Raw genomic sequence first — 22,873 nt, 5'->3', positions numbered from 1 at the left:
AAAGCGCACTGCGTTCGTCTTGAAGCGTGTTGCTTGTAGCTTGAAGCTGCTATTTGACCTGTCGGCAGCTCGACCGCTTCGGCTATGATAAGCGCTTTGATTCAGTCGGCCTACCCAGGCCGTGCACCCCGTATTCAAGGATCCTATGAGCAAGCCCACTGCCGACACCGCTCCCAACGCCGCTGCCAAAGGCGCTCCCGCCATCCCTGCGAACTTCCTGCGTCCGATCGTGCAGGCAGACCTGGACTCGGGCAAGCACAGCAGCATCGTCACCCGTTTCCCGCCAGAGCCCAACGGTTACCTGCACATCGGCCATGCCAAGTCGATCTGCGTGAACTTCGGCCTGGCCCAGGAATTCGGTGGGGCCTGTCACCTGCGTTTCGATGACACCAACCCGGCCAAAGAGGACCAGGAGTACATCGACGCGATCCAGAGCGACATCAAGTGGCTGGGCTTCGAGTGGACCGGCCCGGTGCGCTACGCTTCGCAATATTTCGACCAGTTGCACGACTGGGCGGTCGAGCTGATCAAGGCCGGCAAGGCCTACGTCTGCGACCTGACCCCGGAGCAGGCCAAGGAATACCGTGGCAACCTGACCACCCCTGGCCAGAACAGCCCGTTCCGCGAGCGCTCGGTTGCAGACAACCTCGACCTGTTCGCGCGCATGAAAGCCGGTGAGTTCAAGGATGGCGAGCGCGTGCTGCGGGCCAAGATCGACATGGCCTCGCCGAACATGAACCTGCGCGACCCGATCCTCTACCGCATTCGTCATGCCCATCACCACCAGACCGGTGATGCCTGGTGCATCTACCCCAACTACGACTTCACCCACGGTCAGTCGGATGCCATCGAAGGCATCACCCACTCGATCTGCACCCTCGAGTTCGAAGGCCATCGCCCGCTCTACGAGTGGTTCCTCGACAACCTGCCGGTGCCGGCCAAGCCGCGCCAGTACGAGTTCAGCCGCCTGAACCTGAACTACACCATCACCAGCAAGCGCAAGCTCAAGCAACTGGTCGATGAGCAGCACGTCAACGGCTGGGACGACCCGCGCATGTCGACCCTGTCGGGTTTCCGCCGTCGCGGCTACACCCCGGCGTCGATCCGCAACTTCTGCGAAATGGTCGGTACCAACCGCTCCGACGGCGTGGTCGACATGTCGATGCTCGAATTCAGCATCCGTGACGACCTTGACCGCACCGCGCCACGCGCCATGTGCGTGCTGCGCCCGCTGAAAGTGGTCATTACCAATTACCCGGAAGGCCAGGTCGAGAACCTCGAACTGCCGCGCCACCCCAAAGAAGACATGGGCGTGCGCGCACTGCCATTCGCCCGCGAAATCTACATCGACCGCGACGACTTCATGGAAGAGCCGCCCAAGGGCTACAAGCGCCTGGAGCCGGCCGGTGAAGTGCGCCTGCGCGGCAGCTACGTGATCCGCGCCGACGAGGCGATCAAGGACGCTGACGGCAACATCGTCGAGCTGCGCTGCTCGTACGACCCCGACACCCTGGGCAAAAACCCTGAAGGCCGCAAGGTCAAGGGCGTGATCCACTGGGTGCCGGCCGCGGCCAGCGTCGAATGCGAAGTACGCTTGTACGACCGCCTGTTCCGCTCGGCCAACCCCGAGAAGACCGAAGATGGCGGCAACTTCCTTGACAACATCAATCCTGATTCGCTGCAGGTGCTGACGGGTTGTCGTGCGGAACCTTCCCTGGGCCAGGCCCAGCCAGAAGACCGCTTCCAGTTCGAGCGCGAAGGCTACTTCTGCGCCGACCTGAAAGACTCCCAGCCGGGTCGCCCGGTGTTCAACCGCACCGTGACCCTGCGCGATTCGTGGGGCAGCTAAGGAACTCTCGTGCTTACCATCTACAACACGCTCAGCAAGACCAAGGAAGTCTTCAAACCGCTTGAAGGCAACAAGGTGCGGATGTACGTCTGCGGCATGACCGTCTACGACTTCTGCCACCTGGGCCACGGGCGCAGCATGGTCGCCTTCGACCTGGTGACCCGCTGGCTGCGTTACAGCGGCTACGACCTGACCTATGTGCGCAACATTACCGACATCGATGACAAGATCATCAACCGGGCCAACGAAAACGGCGAAAGCTTCGACGCCCTGACCGCCCGCATGATCGACGCGATGCACGAAGACGAGCGCCGCCTGAACATCCTGCCGCCGGACCAGGAGCCGCGTGCCACCGACCATATCGCCGGCATGCACGCGATGATCCAGACCCTGATCGACAAGGGCTATGCCTACGCGCCGGGCAACGGCGACGTGTACTACCGGGTCGGCAAGTTCGTCGGCTACGGCAAGCTGTCGCGCAAGAAGATCGAAGACCTGCGCATCGGCGCCCGCATCGAGGTCGACGAAGCCAAGCAGGACCCGCTCGACTTTGTCCTCTGGAAGGGCGTCAAGCCCGGCGAGCCGAGCTGGGAATCGCCCTGGGGTGCGGGTCGTCCGGGCTGGCACATCGAGTGCTCGGTGATGTCCACCTGCTGCCTGGGCGAGAGCTTCGACATCCACGGCGGTGGCAACGACCTGGAGTTCCCGCACCACGAGAACGAAATCGCCCAGAGCGAGGCCGCCACCGGCAAGCAGTACGCCAATTCGTGGATGCACTGCGGCATGATTCGCATCAATGGCGAGAAGATGTCCAAGTCCTTGAACAACTTCTTCACCATTCGCGACGTGCTCGACAAGTATCACCCGGAGGTGGTGCGCTACCTGCTGGTGTCGAGCCACTACCGCAGCTCGATCAACTACTCCGAAGACAGCCTGCGCGAGTCCAAGGGTGCCCTCGAGCGCTTCTACCACGCCCTGCGCGGCTTGCCACGGGTGGCTGCGGCAGGTGGCGAGGAGTACGTCGAGCGCTTCACCGCGGCGATGAACGACGACTTCGGTACCCCTGAAGCCTGCGCCGTGCTGTTCGACCTGGTGCGCGAGATCAACCGCCTGCGCGAGAACGATCCACAGGCCGCTGCCGGCCTGGCCGGTCGCCTGCGCGAACTGGGTGATCTGCTCGGTGTGCTGCAACTGGACGCCGATGACTTCCTGCGTGCCGGTGCCGAAGGCAAGGTCGATGCTGCCGAGGTTGAAGCCTTGATCCAGGCGCGCCTGCAAGCGCGTGCCGACAAGAACTGGGCCGAATCCGACCGCATCCGCGACCAGCTGACCGCCATGGGCGTGGTGTTGGAAGACGGCAAGGGCGGCACGACCTGGCGCTTGGCTGAATAAGCAATCGCGGGTCAAGCCCGCTCCCACAGAAGACTGCAATCCTCTGTGGGAGCGGGCTTGCCCCGCGATGAGGCCCTAACTGACTACACCCGTCCTGCAGTGCAACACCAGTTTCGCCCCACCCAGCTCACTCTCGCCGACCTCCAGTTCAAAGCCATGCAGGTCAACGATCGCCGCCACAATCGACAGGCCCAGCCCGAACCCCGGGTGACGCTGGCCTTCCTCACTGCGATAAAAGCGCTTCAACACCGCCCCACGCTCGTCCACGGGAATCCCCGGGCCGCTGTCGTGCACCTCGATATGCAAGCCCTTGGCATCGCTCAACGCGCGCATCAGCACCTGGCCCTGGGCCGGGGTGAACTTGATCGCGTTGCCGACCAGGTTGGCCAGCGCCTCGAACAGCAACTCGCGATCACCGTGCAGCGCCGGCAATTGCTCGGGCATTTCCAGCGTTAGTCCAATCTCGCCGTCTTCGGCCAGCGGCAGGTAGAAGTCGTGCAGCTCCTGCAGCAGCCCGTGCGGGTCAAGCTCGACAAAGCCGGCGCGGCGCTGGCGGTCTTCCAGCTCGCTGATGCGCAGCAACCCGCGAAAGCGCGCCATCAGCGTGTCGGTTTCGCCAATCGCCTGTTCCAGTGCTTCGGCCTGCGGCGAATCATCGCCGGCCTGCTGGCGAATGCGGTAGAGCTGGGCGCGCAGGCGGGTCAGCGGGGTGCGCAGGTCGTGGGCGATGTTGTCACAGACGCCTTTGACTTCATGCATCAGGCGCTCGATGCGGTCGAGCATGGCGTTGACGATGGCCGCCAGCATGTCCAGCTCGTCGCGCCGCGCCGACAACGGCAGGCGCCGGGTCAGGTCGCCGGAAACAATCTGCTCGGCGCTGGCCTGAATCGCGCGGATACGCTTGAGCGGCCTGCGCCGCAGCAGGTACCAGCCGGCGATGCCGGGAATGATGGTCAGCGACAGGCCCCAGAGCAGGGCGTGGAGGATGATCCGGGTGACCACGAACAGCGAGCCGTTGTCGCGCACCAGCACCAGCCAGCGGCCATCGCGGACCTTGATCGCCACTGCATCGCAGCTGTCACGGGGCAGGTGCGGGTCGTCGGCGTCCAGGCAGCGGCTCAGTTCGTGGATCTTGCCGTCCAGGCCGAGTTCGGGCGGGATCTGGCGAACCTGCCCGCCGAGCGCATTGAACTGCGCGTCGAACAGCCCATAGGCATCAAAACTGCGCTCTTCGAAGGCCTGGCTGGCAATCAGCGCATCATCGAGCTGCTTGCCGCTCATGTGCGCGAACAGGTGCTGGCGCTGCAGCAGGGAGTGGCGGGTGAGCTTGTTCAGGTAGCCTGATACCTCGAAGTACAGCACCCCCATGAGGATGCTGCTCCAGGCCACGAACAGAAAGCTGTACAGCGCCAGCAGGCGGCTGGTGGACGAGCTCCAGCCCTTAGACGGGTTCGGCAATGGCATAGCCCGAGCCCCGCACGGTGCGAATCAGCGGTGTCTGGCCGGCGGCGTCGATCTTCTTGCGCAAGCGTCCGATGTGCACGTCGATCAGGTTGGTGCCCGGGTCGAAGTGATAGCCCCAGACTTCCTCGAAAATCATCATCCGGGTAATCACCTGGCCAGCGTGACGCATGAGAAATTCCAGCAGCTTGTACTCGGTGGGCAGCAGGTTGAGGGTCTGCTCGCCGCGCTTGGCCTCGTGGCTGATCAAATCCAGCTCAAGGTCGGCAACCTGCAGGCGGGTCTGCGCCAGCGGCACGCTGTTGCGGCGCAACAGCACCTCGACGCGGGCGGCCATTTCATCGGAGGCGAACGGCTTGGTCAGGTAGTCATCACCGCCGGCGCGCAGGCCACGGACCCGTTCGTCGACATCCGAAAGGGCGCTGATCATCAGGATCGGCGTGGCGATCTTCAGGGTGCGCAGGGTGGTGACGATGGTCAGGCCGTCGACTTCCGGCAGCATCCGGTCCAGGGTGATCAGGTCGTAGCCACCGGCAATCGCCTTGGCCAGGCCTTCACGGCCGTTGTCGGCCCAATCCACTTCCAGGCCATGGCTGGAAAGCTCGGCGACGATCTCCTGGGCGGTGACAGCGTCGTCTTCGATAGTCAGTACGCGGGGCATGCTTTTACCTGGGCGGCGGGTAGAGACTTGATTGTGCCAAAGAATAGGCGGTGCCCGGGTTAAAGAAAAATTCATCTAGGGAGGAGAGCATCGCGGGTCAAGTCGGATCGCCGCACCGCCGCTCCCACAGGATTTGCGATCACCTGTGGGAGCGGGCTTGACCCGCGATCCGCTTTGGACCGCGATGGCGGTTCAGCGCATCAGGCGACCTTGACGATCCAGCCCGCCGGGCCTTCGATGTCGCCGCTCTGGATACCGGTCAGCTCGTTGTAGAGCTTCTGGGTAACCGGGCCAACCTCGGTTTCGCTGTAGAACACGTGCAGCTTGTCGCCATACTGGATGCCGCCGATCGGGGTGATTACCGCAGCGGTACCGCAAGCGCCGGCTTCGACGAAGCGGTCCAGGTTGTTGATCAGCACGTCGCCTTCGATGACCTTCAGGCCCAGGCGCGATTGCGCCAGTTCCATCAGCGACAGGCGGGTAATGCCCGGCAGCACGGAGGCCGACTTCGGTGTGATGAACTCGTTGTTGGCGGTGATGCCGAAGAAGTTGGCCGAGCCGACTTCCTCGATCTTGGTGTGGGTCAGCGGGTCAAGGTAGATGCAGTCGGCAAAGCCGGCTTGCTTGGCCTTGTAGCCCGGTTGCAGGCTGGCCGCGTAGTTGCCGCCGACCTTGGCAGCGCCGGTGCCTTGTGGCGCGGCGCGGTCGTAGTCGGAAATCAGGAACTTGTGCGGGGTCATGCCGCCCTTGAAGTACGAGCCGACCGGGATGGCGAAGATCGAGAAGATGAACTCCGGCGCGGTCCGCACGCCGATGTTGTCGCCCACGCCGATGACGAACGGACGCAGGTACAGCGCACCTTTGCCATACGGCGGAATGAAACGCTCGTTGGCCTTGACCACTTGCTTGCAGGCGTCGATGAACTGTTCGGTCGGCACCTGCGGCATCAGCAGGCGGTCGCAGCTGCGCTGCATGCGCAGGGCGTTCTGGTCCGGGCGGAACAGGTTGATCGAGCCGTCCTTGCAGCGGTAGGCCTTCATCCCCTCGAAGCATTGCTGGCCATAATGCAGCGCGGTCGAGCCTTCGCTGATGTGCAGCTGGTTGTCTTCGGTCAGGGTGCCCTTGTCCCACTCGCCGTTACGGAAATAGGACAGGTAGCGCTTGTCGGTCTTGATGTAGTCGAAGCCCAGCTTGTCCCAGTTAATGCTTTCGTTACTCATGGCACCCTCGATTCGGTTGCAGATGCCTGCTCAGGCAGGCGGTTCTTATTGCGCACTCGGCCACGATAATACATCCCGTGCAGATCGGGAACGCCCAGTCATAGATTGGACCTTGGTCGCAGTGAAAATCTTCAGCCACCGAGCTGGCGCAGCAGTGCCAGACGCATGCCGAAGCCGATCAGCAGGGTGCCGAACACGCGGTTCTGCAGTTTCTGCTTCCAGGGGCTGGCGGCCAGCCAGCGCCCCAGGCGATCGCCACTCAGGGCATAGAGCCCGTCAAAACCCAGGCCGACCACCACCAGCACCGTGCCGAGCACGGCAAACTGCTGGCCGACCGCAGCGCCGTGCGGGTCGATGAACTGCGGCAACAGCACCGAGCAGAACAGCAGCGCCTTGAGGTTGAGCAGGTTGGTCAACAGGCCCTGGCGCAATGCCGCCTGCCAGTGCCCGCGCTGCTGCACCCCGCTGTGACGCGGCGGCAGCGGCGCAACCGGGGCGCAGAGCAATTGCCAGCCGAGCCAGGCCAGGTAAATACCGCCGGCAATGCTCAGCAGGTCAAACGCCCAGGGGTGGCTGCGTAGCAGGGCGGCCAGGCCCAATGCCGCGAGGCTTACGTGCGCCGCGCGGGCCAGGGCCAGGCCCAAGGCGGTCACCAGGGCCTGGCGCTTGCCCTGGCTGGCGCCGGTATTAAGCAGCAGGAACATGTCCGGGCCGGGCACCAGGTAGACCACCAGCAAGGCGGCGCAAAACAGGCTGTATTGAGACATGACGGGCTCCTGCGCAAATAACGGGACGAGAAAATTCTAAGCGCGAAAGGCCTGGCAGGTGCTTGCGATTGTTGCGTGTTTGCCCGGGTGTATTGCTATAAACTGCCACGATCTACCGTTCAGAATTAAGATCATGCCAAAACTCACCCTCGACGCTTTTGATCGCAAGATTCTCGAAGCTTTGCAGCGCAATGCCCGCCTGAGCAATGTCGAGCTGGCTGAAGCCATTGGCCTGTCGCCGTCGCCGTGCCTGCGCCGGGTGCGTCTGCTGGAAGAGGCGGGGCTGATCAAGGGCTACGCCGCGCAACTGGACCGCGATGAAGTCGGCCTGGGCCTGACCGTGTTCGTCGGGGTCAAGGTCGAGCGCCACCACGAGCCAGCCGCCCAGGCCTTTCAGCAGGCGGTGCTGGCGCTGCCCCAGGTAATTGCCGCGCACCTGGTGTCTGGCGAGTCGGACTTCCTTTTGCAAGTGGTGGTGCCGGACCTGCGCAGCTACGAGCGCTTTCTCATCGACACCTTGCTCAAATTGCCCGGCGTCAGCGATATCCGCAGCAACTTCGCCATCCAGACCGTCAAGGCGCACGGCCCGTTGCCGCTGGATCACCTGGGCCTGGCCGAGGAAAACAAGCGTTGACCGCTGCCTGGCCCGGGCGCATTATCGAACTATGAAGATTTGCCTGCTGACCTCGTCGCGTACCACTACCACCGCCATACGCGGGGCGGGTACGGCTGCTTGACCTTAGGCAGCAGGTAATCCAAGGCCCCGCCAGCAATGGACGGGGCCTTGTCTTTTCTCCGTCCGGCTGGCCAATCACACGGAGATGAAGATGCAAGCAAAACGCGCACTGCTGGTCCTGGATATGCAAGTGGCTTTGTTCCACGGCCCCGAACAACCCTGGCAGGGTGAGCAGGTGCTCAACCGGATCAACAGCCTGATTGGCGCTGCGCATAACGCCCAGGCCCCGGTTTTTGCGGTTCGCCACACCGGGCCCGAAGGTTCGCCGATTGCCGCAGGCAGCCCCGCGTGGCAGTTGTTGCCGGCCCTGGCGATCGATCCCGCACGCGACACGGTCTTCGATAAAACCCGCCCCAGCGCCTTCTTTGCCACCTCGCTGGCCGATCAGTTGCGCGAAGCCGCTATCGATGAACTGGTCATCGTCGGCCTCAAGACCCAGTACTGCGTCGACACCAACTGCCGGGTTGCCCGCGAGCTTGGCTTCAACGTCGTACTGGTCAGTGATGCCCACACCTGCATGGACACCCCAGGCTTGCCCGCCGAGGCGATCATCGCCCACCACAACCTGACCCTGGGCGGCGCCTTTGCCCGCCTGCAATCAAGCGCGGATGTGCAGTTCTGAGCCCTCGCCCAGTTGCAGGTAGCCGTCCAGCTCTAGTTGCTGCATGAACACCCGGTCGTGGGACGCAACCAGCAAGGTCCCGCGATACTGGCGCAGCATGGCTTCAAGGGCGGCGAGGGAGGGCAGGTCGAGGTGGTTGCTCGGCTCGTCAAGCAACAGCAGGCCCACCGGGGTGTCGCGGTACAGCACCCCGGCCAGGGTTGCCTTGAGCCGTTCGCCGCCGCTGAGCACGCCGCTGGGCAAACTGATGCGCTCGGCGCCCAGGCCCAGTTGCGCCAGGCGCGTACGCAGCAGGCTCTCGTCCGGGTTGGCGCTGGCGCTGCGCAGGTAGTCGAGCACCGATTGCCCGGCGGGCAGCAGGCTGCAGTGCTGGTCGAGCAAGGCGACTTCGCTGCGTACTTCACACGTCCCGGCGACCGGCGCCAATTGCCCGGCCAGTACCTTGAGCAAGGTGGATTTACCGCTGCCATTGGCGCCGACCAGGCCCAGGCGTTCGCCGCTATACAGGTTGAGATCGACCAGGCCTTGGTGGGCGAAGGGCAATTGCAGGTCTTGAAGTACGACTACCTGACTGCCGCTCGGTTGTAGCGGCGCGGGCGCATGGATCACGATCGGGCTGGCAGATTCAACCTGCTGCGCCGCATCGCGCACCTGTGCGTTAAGCGCCTGACGCGCCGCCTGATGATCACGCTGCTGCTTGCCGGCAGTGGTTTCACTGCGTTGCTGCTGGCGGTCGAGAAGGATCTTCGCCTGATTGGCCGAACGCGCAGCCTTGCTGGCGCGCGACTGCTGGCGCTGCAGGCGCTCGCGCTGTTGCTGCAGCTCGCGGGCCTGGCGCTGGCGTTCGAGCTTGAGGCGTTCCAGGGTGCGTTCGGCCTGCTCGGTCTGCGCGCTTTTGCACTGGGCGTAGACGCTGTAATTACCGCCGTAGCTGCTCAGGCCCAGGGGCGAGAGTTCGACGATGCGCTCCATGCGCTCAAGCAGCGCGCGGTCATGACTGATCACCAGCAGGCCCTTGTTCCAGCCCTCGAGCAGGGTCATCAGCGCCTCCCGGCTGGTGGCGTCCAGATGGTTGCTGGGTTCGTCGAGAATCAGGTAATCGGCATCACTGACAAAGGCCCCGAGCAGCGCCACGCGCATCGCCTGGCCGCCGCTCAGCGCCGCTGCACAGTGCGCCCAGTTCAGTTGCCCCAGGCCATGCAGATCAAGCTGCGCCTGCAGGCGTTCGCGAATGTCCCAGCGCTCGCCGACGCAATCGAAGTCCGCGTCTTGGGTGCTGCCGGCCTCGATGCGCAGCAAGGCATCGATCACCTCGCGTACCTGAGCCAGGTCCGCCACCGTGGCATCGGCATCGGCCAGATGCTGACCCACATAGTGCACCCGGCCACGACGCAAACAGCGGCCTTCGCTGGGCGGCAAGCGCCCGGCCAAAACCTGCGCCAGCAACGACTTGCCCACGCCATTGCGACCGACCAGGCCGGTGCGGCGCTGGTCGAAGGTCTCGACAAGATCGGAAAACAAAAGCCGGCCATCCGGCAAGGCCAGGGTGACGCTGTCCAGCGTCAGGATCGACGTATTCGTCATGCAAAACTCCAAGAAATGCCCGCGACGTCCCCCGCAAAGGGGCTGAAGACTGGCCGTCGCAAAGACGGCGGCATTAATGGCGCATTGGACGAATACCTCGGGGAGATGTGGGAGGGGACAGCTTAGGGCGCAGAGCGGTGCGGGTAAAGAGCTATTCAGTCGGTGTATTGAAGATACTCACTCATTCGTCAGGTTGAAACTTGCGGCGTCCGATGATCAGCGTCGTACCTGCGCAGAATATGAGCACAGGCACTAGGAACAGATCCATTGCCTCCCAATAGCTTCCACCCGGTTTGAACAGTAAAGTAATACCGGCGGCCCATAGGAACAACCCTAGCCATTTACGAATCAGGTAGGGCTTCAGGCAGTGATCCAGAAAGGCGATGATGATCAACGCGTAACATAGCTGGGTAACTTCAGACATGATGTGTGTTCTGCTCAGCCATGCTCTAGGTACTTGCGTCGTGTCATGAAAAGCGCACCGCCGGCTCCAGATATGCTGATGGCGATGAATTCGATGTCCAATGAACCTGCCCGGGTAGGGAGCAGGTAGCTGGCAATCGTGCCGCCGAAAAACAGTACGATGCCACAGCGCTTTCGTAGGCGATAAGGTTTGACTAAGAAGTACAGCAGGTAAAATAGAATCAAGAGGATTGTGTACTGAAGATACTCATTCATGGGGCCAGACCTGCGGTCGGTATGATTATCGAATCAGCTGAAAATTGTGGCGCGATCACTCTCCGTAACAACGAACTTGGAAACATAGAAAACTATTCCGTGAGGACCGGCGTACTCATAGGTTTTTTCTATCTGCACAACAACCCTCCCTGTGTAATACAGACGTGCCAGGCGCACCTCATCATTGACGTGCAGGGATAGATGCCCATATCAATTTCGGGCGTTTGCCGTATTGCTCCGGCATGAAGGTAGGACCGATCCCAAATTAGCGGATGACGGTCTGTCGAAGAGGCTCGCTCATTCGCCCCGTTGAAACTTTCGACGTCCCTTGACCAGAGTCATGCCCGCGAATAGTACGAACAAAGGGAACAGTTTCAGATTCAACTCATGCCAATAGAGGCTGCCCGGCACAAACTGCAATGTAACGGCGGCTATCATCAACGCCAGGCCCAGCCATTTGCGGAGTAAATAGGGTTTCAGGCAATGATCCATAAATGAAATCAGGATCAGTGCGTAGCACAGTTGGGTAACGTCAGACACGAGTGGCACTCAAGCGTCCTCATCGAATCGATTACGTCTGAAGAACAACTCCACGCCACCGAGAATCGCAAAAAGTGCAATAAGGTGCAGGTCGACGCCGAGCCAGTAGCTGCCTTCCAACGTGAATCTACCGATAAGGCCGCCGAGCAATAACGTCAGGCTTAACCATTTTCGGAGTGTGCTGGGTTTGAGCCGGCGCTCGACCACAACAAAGATGAAGAAGGCGATGAATAGCTGGCTGAATTCTGCCATGGCGTCTTCAACCTTGATTCTTGATGATCATTGAGGACGCTGATCGTTGGGGGCCGATACCCCCACTGACAGATGCCTGGATGCTGACAATTATGTCGCCGGAATGATAAATCGGTAGGTGTGGTTCGGTGAGGGAGGCAGCGGCGGATCCAACGAGGGATCCGAAAACTGGCGTTAGGAGCAGAGTGGCGGCGCCCCCGAAGTAACCTCCGATGACAGCGATTACGTCAAAGCGCTGACTGTTCAATCTATCCGCCTGCTGACGGCTCAACGCTCGAGAAACAGCGACTCTCATCTCACAAACACGGTTACCGGCCTGCATTCTGTCGTAGAGCGCGACGAGCATTTTGTTGACCTGATAGTGCGCCCCCTTCGCCTCGCTGATATGCAACTCGCGCAGCCTCGCGCGATCTTCCGGCAGGACCACAATTTGCGAGACGTGGAAAACAATGCCGAAGTTGCCGGCGTACTCATAGGTTTTTTCGATCTGCACAACAACCTTCCCTGTGTAATACAGACGCGCCAGGCGCACCTCATCGACGTGCAGGGAAAGATGCCCAAATCAACTTCGGGCGTATGTCGTATTGCTCCGGCATGAAGGTAGGACCGATCCCAAATTAGCGATCAGTCCTTACAAAATCTCAGCCAACCTGCTCAAACCGACGACGTTTGAGGAACAGCCCTACACCCAGGGCGACGGCGAAGATCGACAGCAGCCCCAGGTCGGCCCCCAGCAGGCGGGCCTGGCTTGCCGCTACGCAGCCGACCGCGCCAGCGGCCACCAGCGCCAGGCCCAGCCACTTGCGCAGCGGGTAGGGCTTGAGAAAGCGATCGAGCAAAAAGAACAGCACCAGGGCCAGAACCAGCTGGGTAATCTCGGACATGTGCGGCTCCACTCAGGTCTTGATGATCAGGGTCGAAATGGTGCTTTGCGGGCCGATGCCGCCGTTGACCCGCGCTTCAATGCTGACCAGCACGTCGCCGGCATGGTAGGTGGGCAGGATTTCGTTGGCGTACATGCGCACACCGGCACCCACCGGGACGCCGACATAGGGCGAGGCGACGGAGCTGGCGGCGCCGGCGAAGGCCGAGGCGGCGAGGTTGGCGACCTTGGTGCGCTGGGCATTGAGCACGTCGCCCTGCTGGCGGGTCAACGGCTTGGAGATGCCGATCATCATGGTGCACGGCAGGTTTTTGGCGAGCATCTTGTCGTAGACCTCGACCACCTTGCTGTTCACTTCATAGTGAGCGCTTTTCGCTTCGCCAAAATGCAGCTCACGCAGGCGCCCGCGTTCGCTGTCGGTGAGGGTGATCTGCGAGACGTTGAAGACGATCCCGTGTTGGCCCATGTATTGGAAAGTCCCTTCGAACTTCATTGCACGCATCCTTTCGAGGCAAAGGCGGCGATTTTGTACAAGGACCGCCCTCGGTGCAAATCATTCCATCAGGCTTGTGATCAACTCGTGGCTTCGAATGCCGAGTGATAGCTGACCTGGGCCTGTGGCCACCGGCTGGTGTAGCTCCGGGCCTGGAAATACTCGGGCGGTACTCCGGGCAATACCAGCTCCGGGCGCACAACAAAGCCGAAGCGCCCGTAGTAGCCAGGATCGCCCAGCACCACGCAGCCGGCAGCGCCCAACGCTTGCAGGGCCTGCAGCGCCGCGTGCATCAACTGGCTGCCGATACCCTGGCCGTGGCGCTCGGGCGCCACCGAAATCGGGCCCAGGCCATACCAGCCGGTGCTGGCGTCAGACAGGCTGACCGGTGACAAGGCCACATGGCCGATGATGTGCCCCGCCTCTTCGGCCACCAGCGACACCGACAATTGCCCGACGCGGCGCAGGGCGTTGACGATGAAATGTTCGGTGTGGCTTGAGTGGGGTACCTGCTCGAAGGCTGCAGCGGTCAGTTGTTCGATGGCCAGGGCGTCGGCCGGGGTTTCGGGGCGCAGGATCATGGCGTTCTCGGGGGTGTGGGTGAGTATTGGCAGCCAGGCGACGGGGGCTGCGTCGATCAGTGCGCGGCATGCGCTTGCTTGATGCGGTGCAGCAGACGCGAGCGATGCAGGGCGACGCCGAGCTGAGCGGGTTGTAGCGGGGTATCGTGCATGGGCGAAGTTTGCCAGCCAAAGCGTGGGGGCTGCAAATCGGGGGTAGCCTGCCTGACTGAGTCGCCTGGTTTGTGACCGCTTCGCGGTCGATCGCTGGCAAGCCAGCTCCCACAGGGAAGGGTGCATGCCGATCCAATGTGGGAGCCGGACTTGCCGGCGATGGGGCGCGCTAGCGGCCCCGGGGTTTACTTCACCGTCTGCAGGCGCAGATCGCTGTAGTAAAAGGCGTTCTTGTCGGTGCTGGCATTGAAGAAGTAGCCGTAGTCTTCCAGGTAGAACAGGTGATTCACGCGTTTGTACTCGTCACCCTTTACGCTGCAGTCGAGTGCCTTGGCATTGCCACTCAAGCTGGCGTTGAGGGTGTTGGCCGGCAGTTGCTGTTGCACGGTGCACTCGGTGATCTTCAGATCCTTGTCGTACTGGCCAATCACGCTGTTGTTGGTCACACCTTGCTGTGAATAGCTGAGTTTGCTGCCCACCGCCATGGTCTTCCAGTCACCCTTGAAGCTCAGGCTGGTTAGCGCGCTGCTTTCACTCATGCCGGTAAAGTCGCTTTTGCTTACCAGCGGGATCAATCCGCGCCAGGTGACCTTTTGCGCCTCATAGCCTTTGCCACGCAGGATCAGCACTTGCTGGCGGCTGTTGGCATCGACGGAGAGAAAGTGCTCTTCGCGCATGGGCGACGTCTTGCCTTTCATGGTCGAGGTGCCGACGGTTTCCAGGTAGGTTAGCGGCTGCACCGGCGTGGGCAGTTGCAGGCGCTCGAGGGCGACCATCACCGACGGGCTGACCGGCGGCATCACCCCGGTGACGATCGGTGCCTTGAAGCGCGGGCTGAACGGCGCCAGTTGCGCGAGTTTGTCCGGCGTTGCGCAGGCCAGATCGTACAGCGCCTGGTAATCGGCGTTGCTGCCGGCCACAGGCGCGGGCTTGGGCAGTGACGGGACCATGCCGTCGGTGACCCGGTTGTCGGCATCGACATCGTAGCCGGCCAGCAGGGTGTAGGTGCCGGTGCTGCAGTTGAAGCGGTGATGCTCACGCTTTTGCGCGTAGGGGGCGTTGTACGGCAGGTCGAGGAGGATGCTCGGCTGGTCGAAGGCGGCCCACAGGCTGACCTCGTCGCCGATTTTGGCGATGCTGTTGCGGTCGACCAGCACCCATGGCTCGCCCTCTTCACCGTTAAGCTTGCGCCAGTCGGGCTTTGCTTGAGCCTTGCAGGCCTGGGCGAAGCTGGGGTTATTCAGCAGGGTGGCATGGTAGCGAGCCGGCATCGGCTGCGGTGGGGCATAGCCGCTGGTGCTTTTGAAGTAGGCACGCTGGTCGGCGTCCAGGTACATGATCGCCACGTTCGGCTCGATGCACGAGGCTTCGAGCTGGAAACTGCGATCACTCAGGCCGTTGTTGGCCGGTACCTTGATCTGGAAACTCAGCACATCGCCTTCGCGATACAAACTGTTGGCCGACAGCGGCTGGGCGAGCATGTTGCCGATGTACTGGTCGAGGCTGTCCTTGGAAGGCGTCGCGCAGCCCGTGAGGGTCGCGGCTGCCAGTGTGATGATGATCAGACGTTGCACAACAAGCTCCGGTGAGTCCATTCAAGGTGGCGGCATTGTAGCGAAACTTGTCTTGGGTGCCTTGGGCAATTCGCGCTTGTGCCGGGTCTTGTCGTAGGCACTGATGATGGTTGTGGCCACGGCGTCATCGACCTCTTCGCCGTGCAAAAAGGCATCGATCTGCGCGTAGCTGACGCCGTAGACCTGCTCGTCGGCCAGGCCCGGGCGTAGCTCTTCAAGGTCGGCGGTCGGCACCTTGTGTACCAGGTGTTCAGGCGCACCGAGGGCGGCGGCGATGGCCCGCACCTGGCCTTTGCCCAGCCCGCTCAGCGGCGCCAGGTCGCAGGCGCCGTCACCGAACTTGGTGAAAAACCCCATCACCGCTTCGGCGCCATGGTCGGTGCCGATCACCAGGCCATGGCGGGCATTGGCCAGGGTGTACTGAGCGAGCATGCGCAGGCGTGCCTTGACGTTGCCGAGGACAAAATCCCGCTGGCTGTCAGCCAGTGTGGCCAGTTGCGGCAGTTGCCCGGCCAGGCCCTGAACGCCATCGGCAATGTTCACCGTCACGCACTCATCGGCGCCGACAAAGGCCAGGGCCGCCTGGGCATCGAGCTCGTCATGCTGGGTGTTGTGCGGCAGGCGCATGGCGATGAAGCGGTAGCCGTTGTCGGCCTGTTCGCTGCGCAATTGCTCGACCGCCAACTGCGCCAGGCGCCCGGCGGTGGACGAGTCGACGCCGCCACTGATGCCCAGCACCAGCACTTTCAGGCGCGCTTCGAGCAGGGTCTGTTTGATGAAGTCAATGCGCTGGCGGATCTCACTCGCCACTGCCGCACCGTCTGCGAAGGGCGCCACCACGCCCAGGGCCTGGGCAATCTCGATCTGACGACTGTTCATGTGCTGCTCCTTCACTGGCCTTCGACCTTGAACACGTGCTTGAGGTAGCTGACGAAGTTCTCGTCGCGGCATTGGGTCTTGCCCGGGCTGTCGGAGATCTTCGCCACCGGCGCGCCGTTGCAGGCGGTCATCTTGATCACGATGTTCATCGGCTCAACACCTGGAATGTCGCAGGTCAGGTTGGTGCCGATGCCGAAGCTGACGTTGATCCGCGGGCTGAGCTCGCGGTACAGGTGCAGGGTCTTGGCGAAGTTCAGGCCATCGGAAAACACCAGGGTCTTGCTCTTGGGGTCGATACCGAGTTTTTCGTAGTGGGCGATGGCCTTGTTGGCCCAGAGCAACGGGTCGCCGGAGTCGTGGCGCAGGCCGTCGAACAGCTTGGCAAAGTACAGGTCGCAGTCCTTGAGGAAGGCGTCCATGCCGATGCAATCGGTCAGGGCGATGCCCAGCAACCCGCGGTATTCCTTGACCCAGCATTCCAGCGCGGCGACCTGGCTGTCGATCAGCCGCGGGCCCAGTTGCTGGTGGGCCATGAACCATTCGTGGGCCATGGTGCCGATCGGCTTGATGTCCAGCTCGCGGGCCAGGTGCACGTTGCTGGTGCCGACAAAACGCCCCGGGAAATCCTGCTTGAGGGTGTGTACCACGTGCTCCTGGACCCGGTAGGAAAAGCGCCGGCGGGTGCCGAAATCAGCCAGTTGCAGGCCGGCCAGTTCCGCTGGCGACGCTTCGGCCTTGAGCCAGTCGAGTTTCTGGTACAGGCGCTCGCCGACCTGCTCCATCACCACTTCGCGGTAGCGGTAGCGGTTGCGCACCTCCGAGACGATTGCCAGCAACGGGATCTCGTAGAGGATCACGTGCAGCCAGGGTCCGCGCAGGCGGATTGCCAGTTGTCCGGCGTCATCGATGCCAACGTGCACGTAGCGCAGGTTGAAGCGGAACAGGCTGAGAAAGCGGATGAAGTCCGGCTTGATGAAGGGGATGCGCCCCAGGTACGCCAGTTGATCCTGAGTGATCGAGACCTCGGCCAGTTGCTCGATCTGGTAGCGGATCTCGGCCAGGTACGGGGTCAGGTCTTCGCTGTTGCGGCAGCGGAACTCCCATTCCACCTCGGCGTTGGGGTAGTTGTGCAGTACCGCCTGCATCATGGTGATTTTGTAGAAGTCGGTGTCCAGCAGGTTCTGGATGATGCTTGGGCCGAAGACGCTCTCGCTCATGTTCATGCTCCCTTGAATGCGTTCAGTTGCTGGTCGAGGCTGGCGAGGTCGGCGCAGGCGATCACGCCGTGCCCGGTCATCTCGGCCAGGGCCTCGGCGCCGCCCTGGGCACAAATCGCCCGGCACGCCGGTTGATAGAGGAACACCTGCAAGCCTGCAGCCTGCAATTGCAGGGCGGTGTTCTTGACGCAGAAATCCAGGGCCAGGCCGCCGACGATCACCGCCTGCACGCCGTGCACCTTGAGGTACTCGATGACTCCGGTGGAGCGGCGGTTGGCCAGGTCGTGGTAGCAGGCGCCGTAAGGGTGCAGGTCGGGCTCGATGCCTTTCCACACGAAAAAGTCGTAGTCGATCGGTGCGGGCAGGCCGGCCAGCAGCTCGAAGCCCGGCGTGCCCGGTACGCAGTGGCTGACCCAGGTCAGGTCGGCGTTGGCCATGCCCAGCGGCTGCAGCATCTCGGCGTGGCTGCTGACCACCCAGGCGGCTTTTGGCGTGTGCGCATCCTTGCTGCCGATGCGCAGGCTGGCGCGTTCGGCCATGGCGTTGAGGGCCGGGGCGATCTCGGCGCCGCCGGGTACCGGTAACTCATTGGGGGCGTTGTCGGTGAAGCCGTTCTGGGCGTCGACATCGAAGCTGGCGATTTTCATGCGGTGCCTCCTGCGCTGGGTGTGGACACATAATTCACTAGGTGTAATATGTATGTCAACCGCTTTTTCTTTTTCACAAGCAATCATGGTGGATATAGTATGCATAGTGAAATATATGAGTCGGCTCCGGTACGGTTTCGCCTGGCGGTCTACGGTGGGGCCTTTGACCCGCCGCACCCCGGGCATTTGAGCGTGATCACCCGGGCGCTGCAGTGGGCCGAGCAGGTGCTCGTGGTGCCCAGTTACCGGCATGCCCATGGCAAGCGCATGGTCGACTTCGACCTGCGCTGGCGCTGGTTGCAACGGCTGATCGCGCGCCTGGATAACCCGCGGGTCAGTTGCTCGGCGGTGGAGCGAGAGCTGGGCGGCGAGGGCGGGGCGGTGTACAGCTATGATTTGCTCTGTGCCTTGAGCGAGCGCAGCGGTATTGCCCGCGCTGATATCGCCCTGGTCATCGGCGAGGATAACCAGGCCAATGTCGCGGGCTTTTACCGAGGCCAGGAACTGCTGGCGGACTTCGGCCTGCTGGTAGCCGAGGAGCAACTGGGCGTGCACAGCTCGGCGATCCGCGCCGGCCTGCGCAGTGGCCAGGCGCTGCCGGCGGCCTGGTGCCTGGCCGACATCGTTGACGAGTTTGAGGTGTATAGGAGTCCACAGTGAGTGCTGCAGAAGTACTGGCCAGCGTCGACATCGTCGCGTTGCGCCTGCATCCCGAAAGCAAACAGCTGCAAGTGTTGCTGTACCGGCGCGAGCGCGCGCCCCACGAAGGTGAATGGGCGCTGCCGGGGGTGATCGTCAACGGCCGCACCCCGGACAACACCCTGGCGGCCGCGGCTGACCGGGCGATGAGCGAAAAAGCGCGGATTTTGCCGCGTCACCTGGAACAGGTGGGCACCGAAGGCAATGCCTTTCGCGACCCGCGCGGCTGGTCGATGAGCACCTACTACCTGGCCTTGCTGGGCCCGCAGGTCGAGGCCGGCAGCGAGCAGCTGTGCTTTGTCGACGTCGCCAGCGTCATCGGCCGCAAGCGGGTACTGCCGTTCGACCACAACCTGCTGGTGCAACTGGCCTGCGAGCGCCTGGCCTCCAAGGCGGTGTACACCAACCTGCCGCTGTACCTGGCGCCGGAGCGATTCACCGTGCTCGATGCCTTGAACGCGGTGCAGGCTTGCCTGGGTCACCCGGTCAACAACACCTCCCTGCGCAAGCGCCTGGAGCGCATGAAGGACGAAGGCTGGATTCGCGACACCGGCGAAAAGAACTTCCCGAAAATGGGCCGGCCGCAGCAACTGTTCGAACACACGCCAAAAGCCGAGACGCCGTTCGTGTTTGACCGTAGCCTGTTGCCCGAGCGCTCTGGCGCCTGAGCCAAAATACAAAAAAGGACATCACATGCCGAACCTGGAATGGCTTGAACAGCACATGCAGCACTGCGACACCTTCGCTGAGCGGCTGTACCGGCAATTCAGCTACGAATACGCCGGTATCCCGCTCAAGCAATGGCAGCGCGAGTTTGCCGAGGGCCAGCGCAATGGCGACTGGCAATGCCTGGTGGCGCTGCAAGACGGCCGCTTGCTTGGCGGTGCCGCGCTGGCTCGCGACGACTTGCCCGGGCGCCCGGAGCTTGGGCCCTGGCTTGCGTGTGTGCTGGTTGAACCGCAAGCGCGCGGGCAAGGCCTGGCGGAAAAACTGATTGAAGGAATCTGCCAGCAGGCCCGGGAGCGCGGCGTGGCCACCCTGTACCTGCACACCCATGACCAGAGCGCGTACTACGCCAAACGCGGCTGGAGCGTGCGCGAGCAGTTCGAGGCGTGGGGCAAGGCGCAGTGGTTGATGTCGCGGGAGTTGCTTGGCCAGTAGGCCCTTAGCTTCGCAGGTAGTTGTCGTGTAGGTCTTTGAGTGGCCGAGCAACCTTCAGCGCCTGCTCAACCGCCATGAGCTCCCGACCTTCCAGCGTGCGCCGGCCAAACGAATAGAAAGCGCCGCCCGGGTCGACATGCGCCGAGAACAGCCCGAAAACCTCATCGCCTGTCACCTCGAGCAGCAGTTCCATATGCGCTTCAAACGGCGTGCAGGCACTCAGGTAGATCAGCCCCCCGACCACCGCGCTGGCACTCCAGCAGGCTTCCTCCAGGGCAATGATCGGCCCTTGTTCAGTAGCGATTTGCCCCAGCGACCAGGCGCTCTGCTCGTGTGGCAGCGACCTGAGCATGGGCAGTAGTTGCTCGCTACCAAGGATGTCGAGTTCATGGCTGTCGCCCCTGCTGCAGAGCACCTTTGCCTTGAGCAAGTAGCTCTGGGCAATTTCCGAAGGCTGCTCGCTCCAGCCATTGACGGCGGACAGCGGCGGGCACCATAGCAGTTGCACGGTCTCGCCAGCCTGCACAGCATCGTGCCGGTCGAACTGCGCCCAGGTCTTGTCGCCGGCTTTCGGCACAAGGGCCTGCAGGTCGAGGGTCGGTGCGCTGTAGTCAATGCCGGGCACGTTGCGCCAGCTTGAGGGCCAGCAGGTTTTCAGCGAAGGAGGCATCAGATCGGTTTGCTGGTTGGCCAAGGGTAGTACGGATGCTAGTGAGTGGTTAGCATTGCTGTCCACTTCGCAAGGATCGCCGATGAACATCTTCAAAAAACTGCTCGACGCATTTAAACAGCCAGCGTCCCAGGAAACCCCGCCAATCCTGCAAGCTGAAGCCGACAACCAGGCCGCCAGGCTTGCCAGCGAAGCCTGCCTGGATCGTCACTGGAGCAGTGTCGGCACAGTGGAGCGCGATGTCCTGGCCTACCTCATCAGCCCCAGCTTTGCCGGTGGCCCGCACTGGCCCTCGACCCGCCAGGCCTACCGCGTGGTGCGCCGTGGCGACTCGATCATCCTGGCAACCGAAGGCTTGTCCGACCCCTTCGACGATGACCAGGGGCAGGGCAATGGTTTCGAGATGGAGTTGTTCGTCGAAACCCCGGACATTCCCGAACATGCCCGTGGGCCGTTGGGCGAAGTCGACCCGTTCAAGGGCAGCTGGGCCTTCGAGCTGATCGAGAACATCGCCAAGACCGTGGCCGATGCCGGTGGCATCACCCAGCAGTTGGAGCGCTACGGCGCGCTGTCCCTGGAACTGCCCGGGTTCAGTGAATCGCACCACATAGCCAGTCAGGTGCCCAAACACTTCGTCACCGACGACGACAGCATCGGTGTACTGTTGGGCGGCCCGGCGCCAGACTTCCCGACCCGCCTTCAAGACATGCCGCTATCGCCCGTCACCTTGGTACCGGTGGTGCTGATCACCGCGGCGGAGCTTGAATACATCCGCGCCGGCGGCGGCGCGGCTCGTGCCGATCTGGTCAGCCGCCTACAGGCGGCCGGAGTGGGGCATGTCAGCAGCCTGCAGCGCGCCAGCGTGGTGTGATGCGGATAGCAGGGAGAGGTAATGCGTTAGGCTGGGAATGTTGCTGGGGCTGTGGGAGCTGGCTTGCCAGCGATAAGGTCTGTTCAGGCAATGCAACAAAAGGTGATAGAAACGTACTTGAGTGTGAAGGGAAATACTACTGGCCGTATATAAAGAGTCTGCCAATGATGTCCCTCATTTTTTCGGGTAGCTTTTGGCTAAGCCATCCTGGATTCAAAAGCCCTTTGCTTCTGTGTTGCAAATATCGCTCTTTAAGTTGGCTCTTCGACTCGGGAGTGTGTAGTTGCTTGCTGGTGATATTCTTTTCGTTTCCAATGTACTCGCGAATTGCTAGTGTTTGGGCTAGGCATTCGTTAGCTTTTGTCCAGTCCCAAAAACTCCAAGCGCCATGGATAAAGTAAATCTTTTCCAAGCTTCGCTCCTTGGCCACCTCAAGGCAATCCCATGTGGGTGAAAAGCCGAGAAAGTGGCGGGGGAGGGTATCGTCTTTTATAAAGTGACTTGGGATTAGTTCTACGGCGTCTTGCACCGCTGAGGAAAAATAAGGCTTATGCTGATGGCGGGTGGCACGAATGTTGGCAATGTAAGCCAGCCGTTCTCTGGTTTTGGTTATATGCACAGGGTCTTCACTGGCTAAGGGGGTGACAGCCTCTCCTAGCTTGGCCACTCCGTCGATAATAGAAACATCGCTTGGGGAGAACGCGTCAAGCGTTCCGACAAGGTGCCTGTAGTGGTTTTTCATTGATATAGGGAAGTATCGAGCAGCGATATGTGTGCCCATGGCGGATGCCATGAGTTCAAACTCGATTCTGTCCTTTGTATATCGTTCTACACGTATTCCGAATTTGTCTGCGCTGGAGAGCTGGCGGTCGAGTGTTGTACTAGGCACTGTTGTGTAAAATGCAATGAAACCTTGGCAGCCCCAGTCAATGGTGCGTTCGATTACGCCCGAGTCTTTTACTGCGGGAACAGGTTTGTCGGAATGTGCGTAATGTTTGCAGCTTATGAGCCAGCGGTCACCGACTGTGTCGGTTACGCCTAAATCGATGCCTAGGTCAGGGCCGCTGGAAACGCTCTTGAATATTTTCATCTGTTTGACAGAGGTAAAGAATTCCTGGCAGAACAGTTCAAAGTCGTCTACAGAGTGAGATGCGCCGATCGTTGAATTTTTTTTGGAATTAAAGTTTCTATTGGGGGATGCGATTTCTCTGAAGTCCAGTATGGCCATAAGTGATCCAGGTTTGATTTGAGGGCGGTAACCCAAACGCTCATGGGTTACACAG

The 22,873-nt window shown here is 61.7% G+C and carries 27 protein-coding genes; 8 read left to right on the top strand and 19 right to left on the bottom strand.

The annotated features are described in order from the left end of the window. Positions 1-145: 145 nt before the first annotated feature. Entirely contained in the window at positions 146-1,849 is a 1,704-nt protein-coding gene (locus ACIOVF_RS03400; protein ID WP_045194697.1) for a glutamine--tRNA ligase/YqeY domain fusion protein, read from the top strand. A 9-nt stretch (positions 1,850-1,858) separates the two neighbouring features. After that, complete coding sequence (gene cysS / locus ACIOVF_RS03395) at positions 1,859-3,241, top strand: cysteine--tRNA ligase (protein ID WP_401287512.1); 1,383 nt, start codon at positions 1,859-1,861, stop codon at positions 3,239-3,241. Positions 3,242-3,316: 75 nt separating this feature from the next. On the opposite strand, the gene ACIOVF_RS03390 is transcribed toward cysS, so the two are convergent. The 4 genes from ACIOVF_RS03390 to ACIOVF_RS03375 form a co-directional block, all read right to left on the bottom strand. Beyond that, positions 3,317-4,705 carry a HAMP domain-containing sensor histidine kinase gene (locus ACIOVF_RS03390; RefSeq protein WP_045194693.1) on the bottom strand — a complete coding sequence of 463 codons (1,389 nt, stop codon included), beginning with the start codon at positions 4,703-4,705 and terminating at the stop codon, positions 3,317-3,319. Further along, positions 4,683-5,363 (bottom strand): response regulator transcription factor, encoded by a 681-nt coding sequence (locus ACIOVF_RS03385; protein ID WP_045194691.1) that lies wholly within the window; start codon positions 5,361-5,363, stop codon positions 4,683-4,685. Before ACIOVF_RS03385 ends, ACIOVF_RS03390 begins: the two co-directional genes overlap by 23 nt. A gap of 200 nt (positions 5,364-5,563) precedes the next feature. Then, the gene (locus ACIOVF_RS03380; protein ID WP_093381010.1) at positions 5,564-6,583 is read right to left on the bottom strand and encodes a branched-chain amino acid aminotransferase; all 1,020 of its coding nucleotides are present in this window, start codon (positions 6,581-6,583) and stop codon (positions 5,564-5,566) included. Between the two features lie 131 nt (positions 6,584-6,714). Further along, a complete protein-coding gene (locus ACIOVF_RS03375; RefSeq protein WP_401287507.1) occupies positions 6,715-7,350 on the bottom strand; it encodes a LysE family translocator in 636 nt (211 codons plus the stop codon). A 133-nt stretch (positions 7,351-7,483) separates the two neighbouring features. On the opposite strand from ACIOVF_RS03375, the gene ACIOVF_RS03370 reads away from it, so the two are divergent. Beyond that, positions 7,484-7,984 (top strand): Lrp/AsnC family transcriptional regulator, encoded by a 501-nt coding sequence (locus ACIOVF_RS03370; protein ID WP_045194685.1) that lies wholly within the window; start codon positions 7,484-7,486, stop codon positions 7,982-7,984. 193 nt (positions 7,985-8,177) lie between these two features. Next, positions 8,178-8,708: a cysteine hydrolase family protein gene (locus tag ACIOVF_RS03365; RefSeq protein ID WP_401287503.1), complete on the top strand. Its 531-nt coding sequence runs from the start codon at positions 8,178-8,180 to the stop codon at positions 8,706-8,708. On the opposite strand, the gene ACIOVF_RS03360 is transcribed toward ACIOVF_RS03365, so the two are convergent. The 13 genes from ACIOVF_RS03360 to ACIOVF_RS03300 all read right to left on the bottom strand — a co-directional run bounded on the left by ACIOVF_RS03360 (position 8,685) and on the right by ACIOVF_RS03300 (position 18,189). After that, positions 8,685-10,292, bottom strand: a complete 1,608-nt coding sequence (locus tag ACIOVF_RS03360) for an ABC-F family ATP-binding cassette domain-containing protein (RefSeq protein ID WP_401287500.1) — start codon at positions 10,290-10,292, stop codon at positions 8,685-8,687. The genes ACIOVF_RS03365 and ACIOVF_RS03360 overlap by 24 nt on opposite strands. A gap of 181 nt (positions 10,293-10,473) precedes the next feature. Further along, positions 10,474-10,716, bottom strand: a complete 243-nt coding sequence (locus tag ACIOVF_RS03355) for a hypothetical protein (protein ID WP_401287497.1) — start codon at positions 10,714-10,716, stop codon at positions 10,474-10,476. A 14-nt stretch (positions 10,717-10,730) separates the two neighbouring features. Beyond that, positions 10,731-10,970, bottom strand: coding sequence for a hypothetical protein (locus ACIOVF_RS03350; protein ID WP_401287494.1), 240 nt, complete (start codon positions 10,968-10,970; stop codon positions 10,731-10,733). Positions 10,971-11,267: 297 nt separating this feature from the next. Further along, positions 11,268-11,510, bottom strand: a complete 243-nt coding sequence (locus ACIOVF_RS03345) for a hypothetical protein (protein WP_045195710.1) — start codon at positions 11,508-11,510, stop codon at positions 11,268-11,270. 9 nt (positions 11,511-11,519) lie between these two features. Then, positions 11,520-11,762 (bottom strand): hypothetical protein, encoded by a 243-nt coding sequence (locus tag ACIOVF_RS03340; protein ID WP_045194674.1) that lies wholly within the window; start codon positions 11,760-11,762, stop codon positions 11,520-11,522. 7 nt (positions 11,763-11,769) lie between these two features. Continuing rightward, on the bottom strand, positions 11,770-12,255 hold the full coding sequence (locus ACIOVF_RS03335) for a hypothetical protein (RefSeq protein WP_401287490.1): 486 nt from the start codon (positions 12,253-12,255) through the stop codon (positions 11,770-11,772). A 148-nt stretch (positions 12,256-12,403) separates the two neighbouring features. Beyond that, the gene (locus ACIOVF_RS03330) at positions 12,404-12,646 is read right to left on the bottom strand and encodes a hypothetical protein (RefSeq protein ID WP_045194670.1); all 243 of its coding nucleotides are present in this window, start codon (positions 12,644-12,646) and stop codon (positions 12,404-12,406) included. A gap of 12 nt (positions 12,647-12,658) precedes the next feature. Beyond that, positions 12,659-13,138 (bottom strand): hypothetical protein, encoded by a 480-nt coding sequence (locus ACIOVF_RS03325; RefSeq protein ID WP_045194668.1) that lies wholly within the window; start codon positions 13,136-13,138, stop codon positions 12,659-12,661. A gap of 80 nt (positions 13,139-13,218) precedes the next feature. Further along, a complete protein-coding gene (locus ACIOVF_RS03320) occupies positions 13,219-13,719 on the bottom strand; it encodes a GNAT family N-acetyltransferase (RefSeq protein ID WP_045194666.1) in 501 nt (166 codons plus the stop codon). A gap of 338 nt (positions 13,720-14,057) precedes the next feature. Then, positions 14,058-15,446, bottom strand: coding sequence for a hypothetical protein (locus ACIOVF_RS03315; RefSeq protein ID WP_401287486.1), 1,389 nt, complete (start codon positions 15,444-15,446; stop codon positions 14,058-14,060). A gap of 21 nt (positions 15,447-15,467) precedes the next feature. After that, entirely contained in the window at positions 15,468-16,325 is an 858-nt protein-coding gene (gene nadE / locus ACIOVF_RS03310) for an ammonia-dependent NAD(+) synthetase (RefSeq protein ID WP_401287483.1), read from the bottom strand. A gap of 11 nt (positions 16,326-16,336) precedes the next feature. Next, complete coding sequence (gene pncB / locus ACIOVF_RS03305) at positions 16,337-17,542, bottom strand: nicotinate phosphoribosyltransferase (protein WP_045194661.1); 1,206 nt, start codon at positions 17,540-17,542, stop codon at positions 16,337-16,339. 2 nt (positions 17,543-17,544) lie between these two features. Further along, positions 17,545-18,189 (bottom strand): nicotinamidase, encoded by a 645-nt coding sequence (locus tag ACIOVF_RS03300; RefSeq protein ID WP_213603799.1) that lies wholly within the window; start codon positions 18,187-18,189, stop codon positions 17,545-17,547. A gap of 99 nt (positions 18,190-18,288) precedes the next feature. On the opposite strand from ACIOVF_RS03300, the gene ACIOVF_RS03295 reads away from it, so the two are divergent. The 3 genes from ACIOVF_RS03295 to ACIOVF_RS03285 are packed head-to-tail and all read left to right on the top strand — an operon-like array spanning position 18,289 to position 20,049. Continuing rightward, on the top strand, positions 18,289-18,849 hold the full coding sequence (locus ACIOVF_RS03295) for an adenylyltransferase/cytidyltransferase family protein (RefSeq protein ID WP_093381040.1): 561 nt from the start codon (positions 18,289-18,291) through the stop codon (positions 18,847-18,849). Beyond that, positions 18,846-19,556, top strand: a complete 711-nt coding sequence (locus ACIOVF_RS03290; RefSeq protein ID WP_093381042.1) for an NrtR DNA-binding winged helix domain-containing protein — start codon at positions 18,846-18,848, stop codon at positions 19,554-19,556. Before ACIOVF_RS03295 ends, ACIOVF_RS03290 begins: the two co-directional genes overlap by 4 nt. A gap of 25 nt (positions 19,557-19,581) precedes the next feature. Then, positions 19,582-20,049 (top strand): GNAT family N-acetyltransferase, encoded by a 468-nt coding sequence (locus tag ACIOVF_RS03285; protein WP_093381044.1) that lies wholly within the window; start codon positions 19,582-19,584, stop codon positions 20,047-20,049. Between the two features lie 4 nt (positions 20,050-20,053). Here ACIOVF_RS03285 and ACIOVF_RS03280 read toward each other — a convergent pair whose 3' ends face one another. Then, positions 20,054-20,719, bottom strand: a complete 666-nt coding sequence (locus ACIOVF_RS03280; protein ID WP_401287477.1) for a hypothetical protein — start codon at positions 20,717-20,719, stop codon at positions 20,054-20,056. Positions 20,720-20,801: 82 nt separating this feature from the next. On the opposite strand from ACIOVF_RS03280, the gene ACIOVF_RS03275 reads away from it, so the two are divergent. Beyond that, on the top strand, positions 20,802-21,590 hold the full coding sequence (locus tag ACIOVF_RS03275; RefSeq protein WP_093381047.1) for a suppressor of fused domain protein: 789 nt from the start codon (positions 20,802-20,804) through the stop codon (positions 21,588-21,590). A gap of 136 nt (positions 21,591-21,726) precedes the next feature. Here ACIOVF_RS03275 and ACIOVF_RS03270 read toward each other — a convergent pair whose 3' ends face one another. Then, positions 21,727-22,818, bottom strand: a complete 1,092-nt coding sequence (locus ACIOVF_RS03270; protein ID WP_401287473.1) for a hypothetical protein — start codon at positions 22,816-22,818, stop codon at positions 21,727-21,729. Between the last annotated feature and the right edge of the window lie 55 nt (positions 22,819-22,873).

The organism is Pseudomonas sp. NPDC087612 (genome assembly GCF_044743505.1).
Lineage (GTDB): Bacteria > Pseudomonadota > Gammaproteobacteria > Pseudomonadales > Pseudomonadaceae > Aquipseudomonas.
The sequence above is the reverse complement of the archived record's forward strand: the minus strand, read 5'-3'. Positions and strand labels throughout refer to the sequence as shown.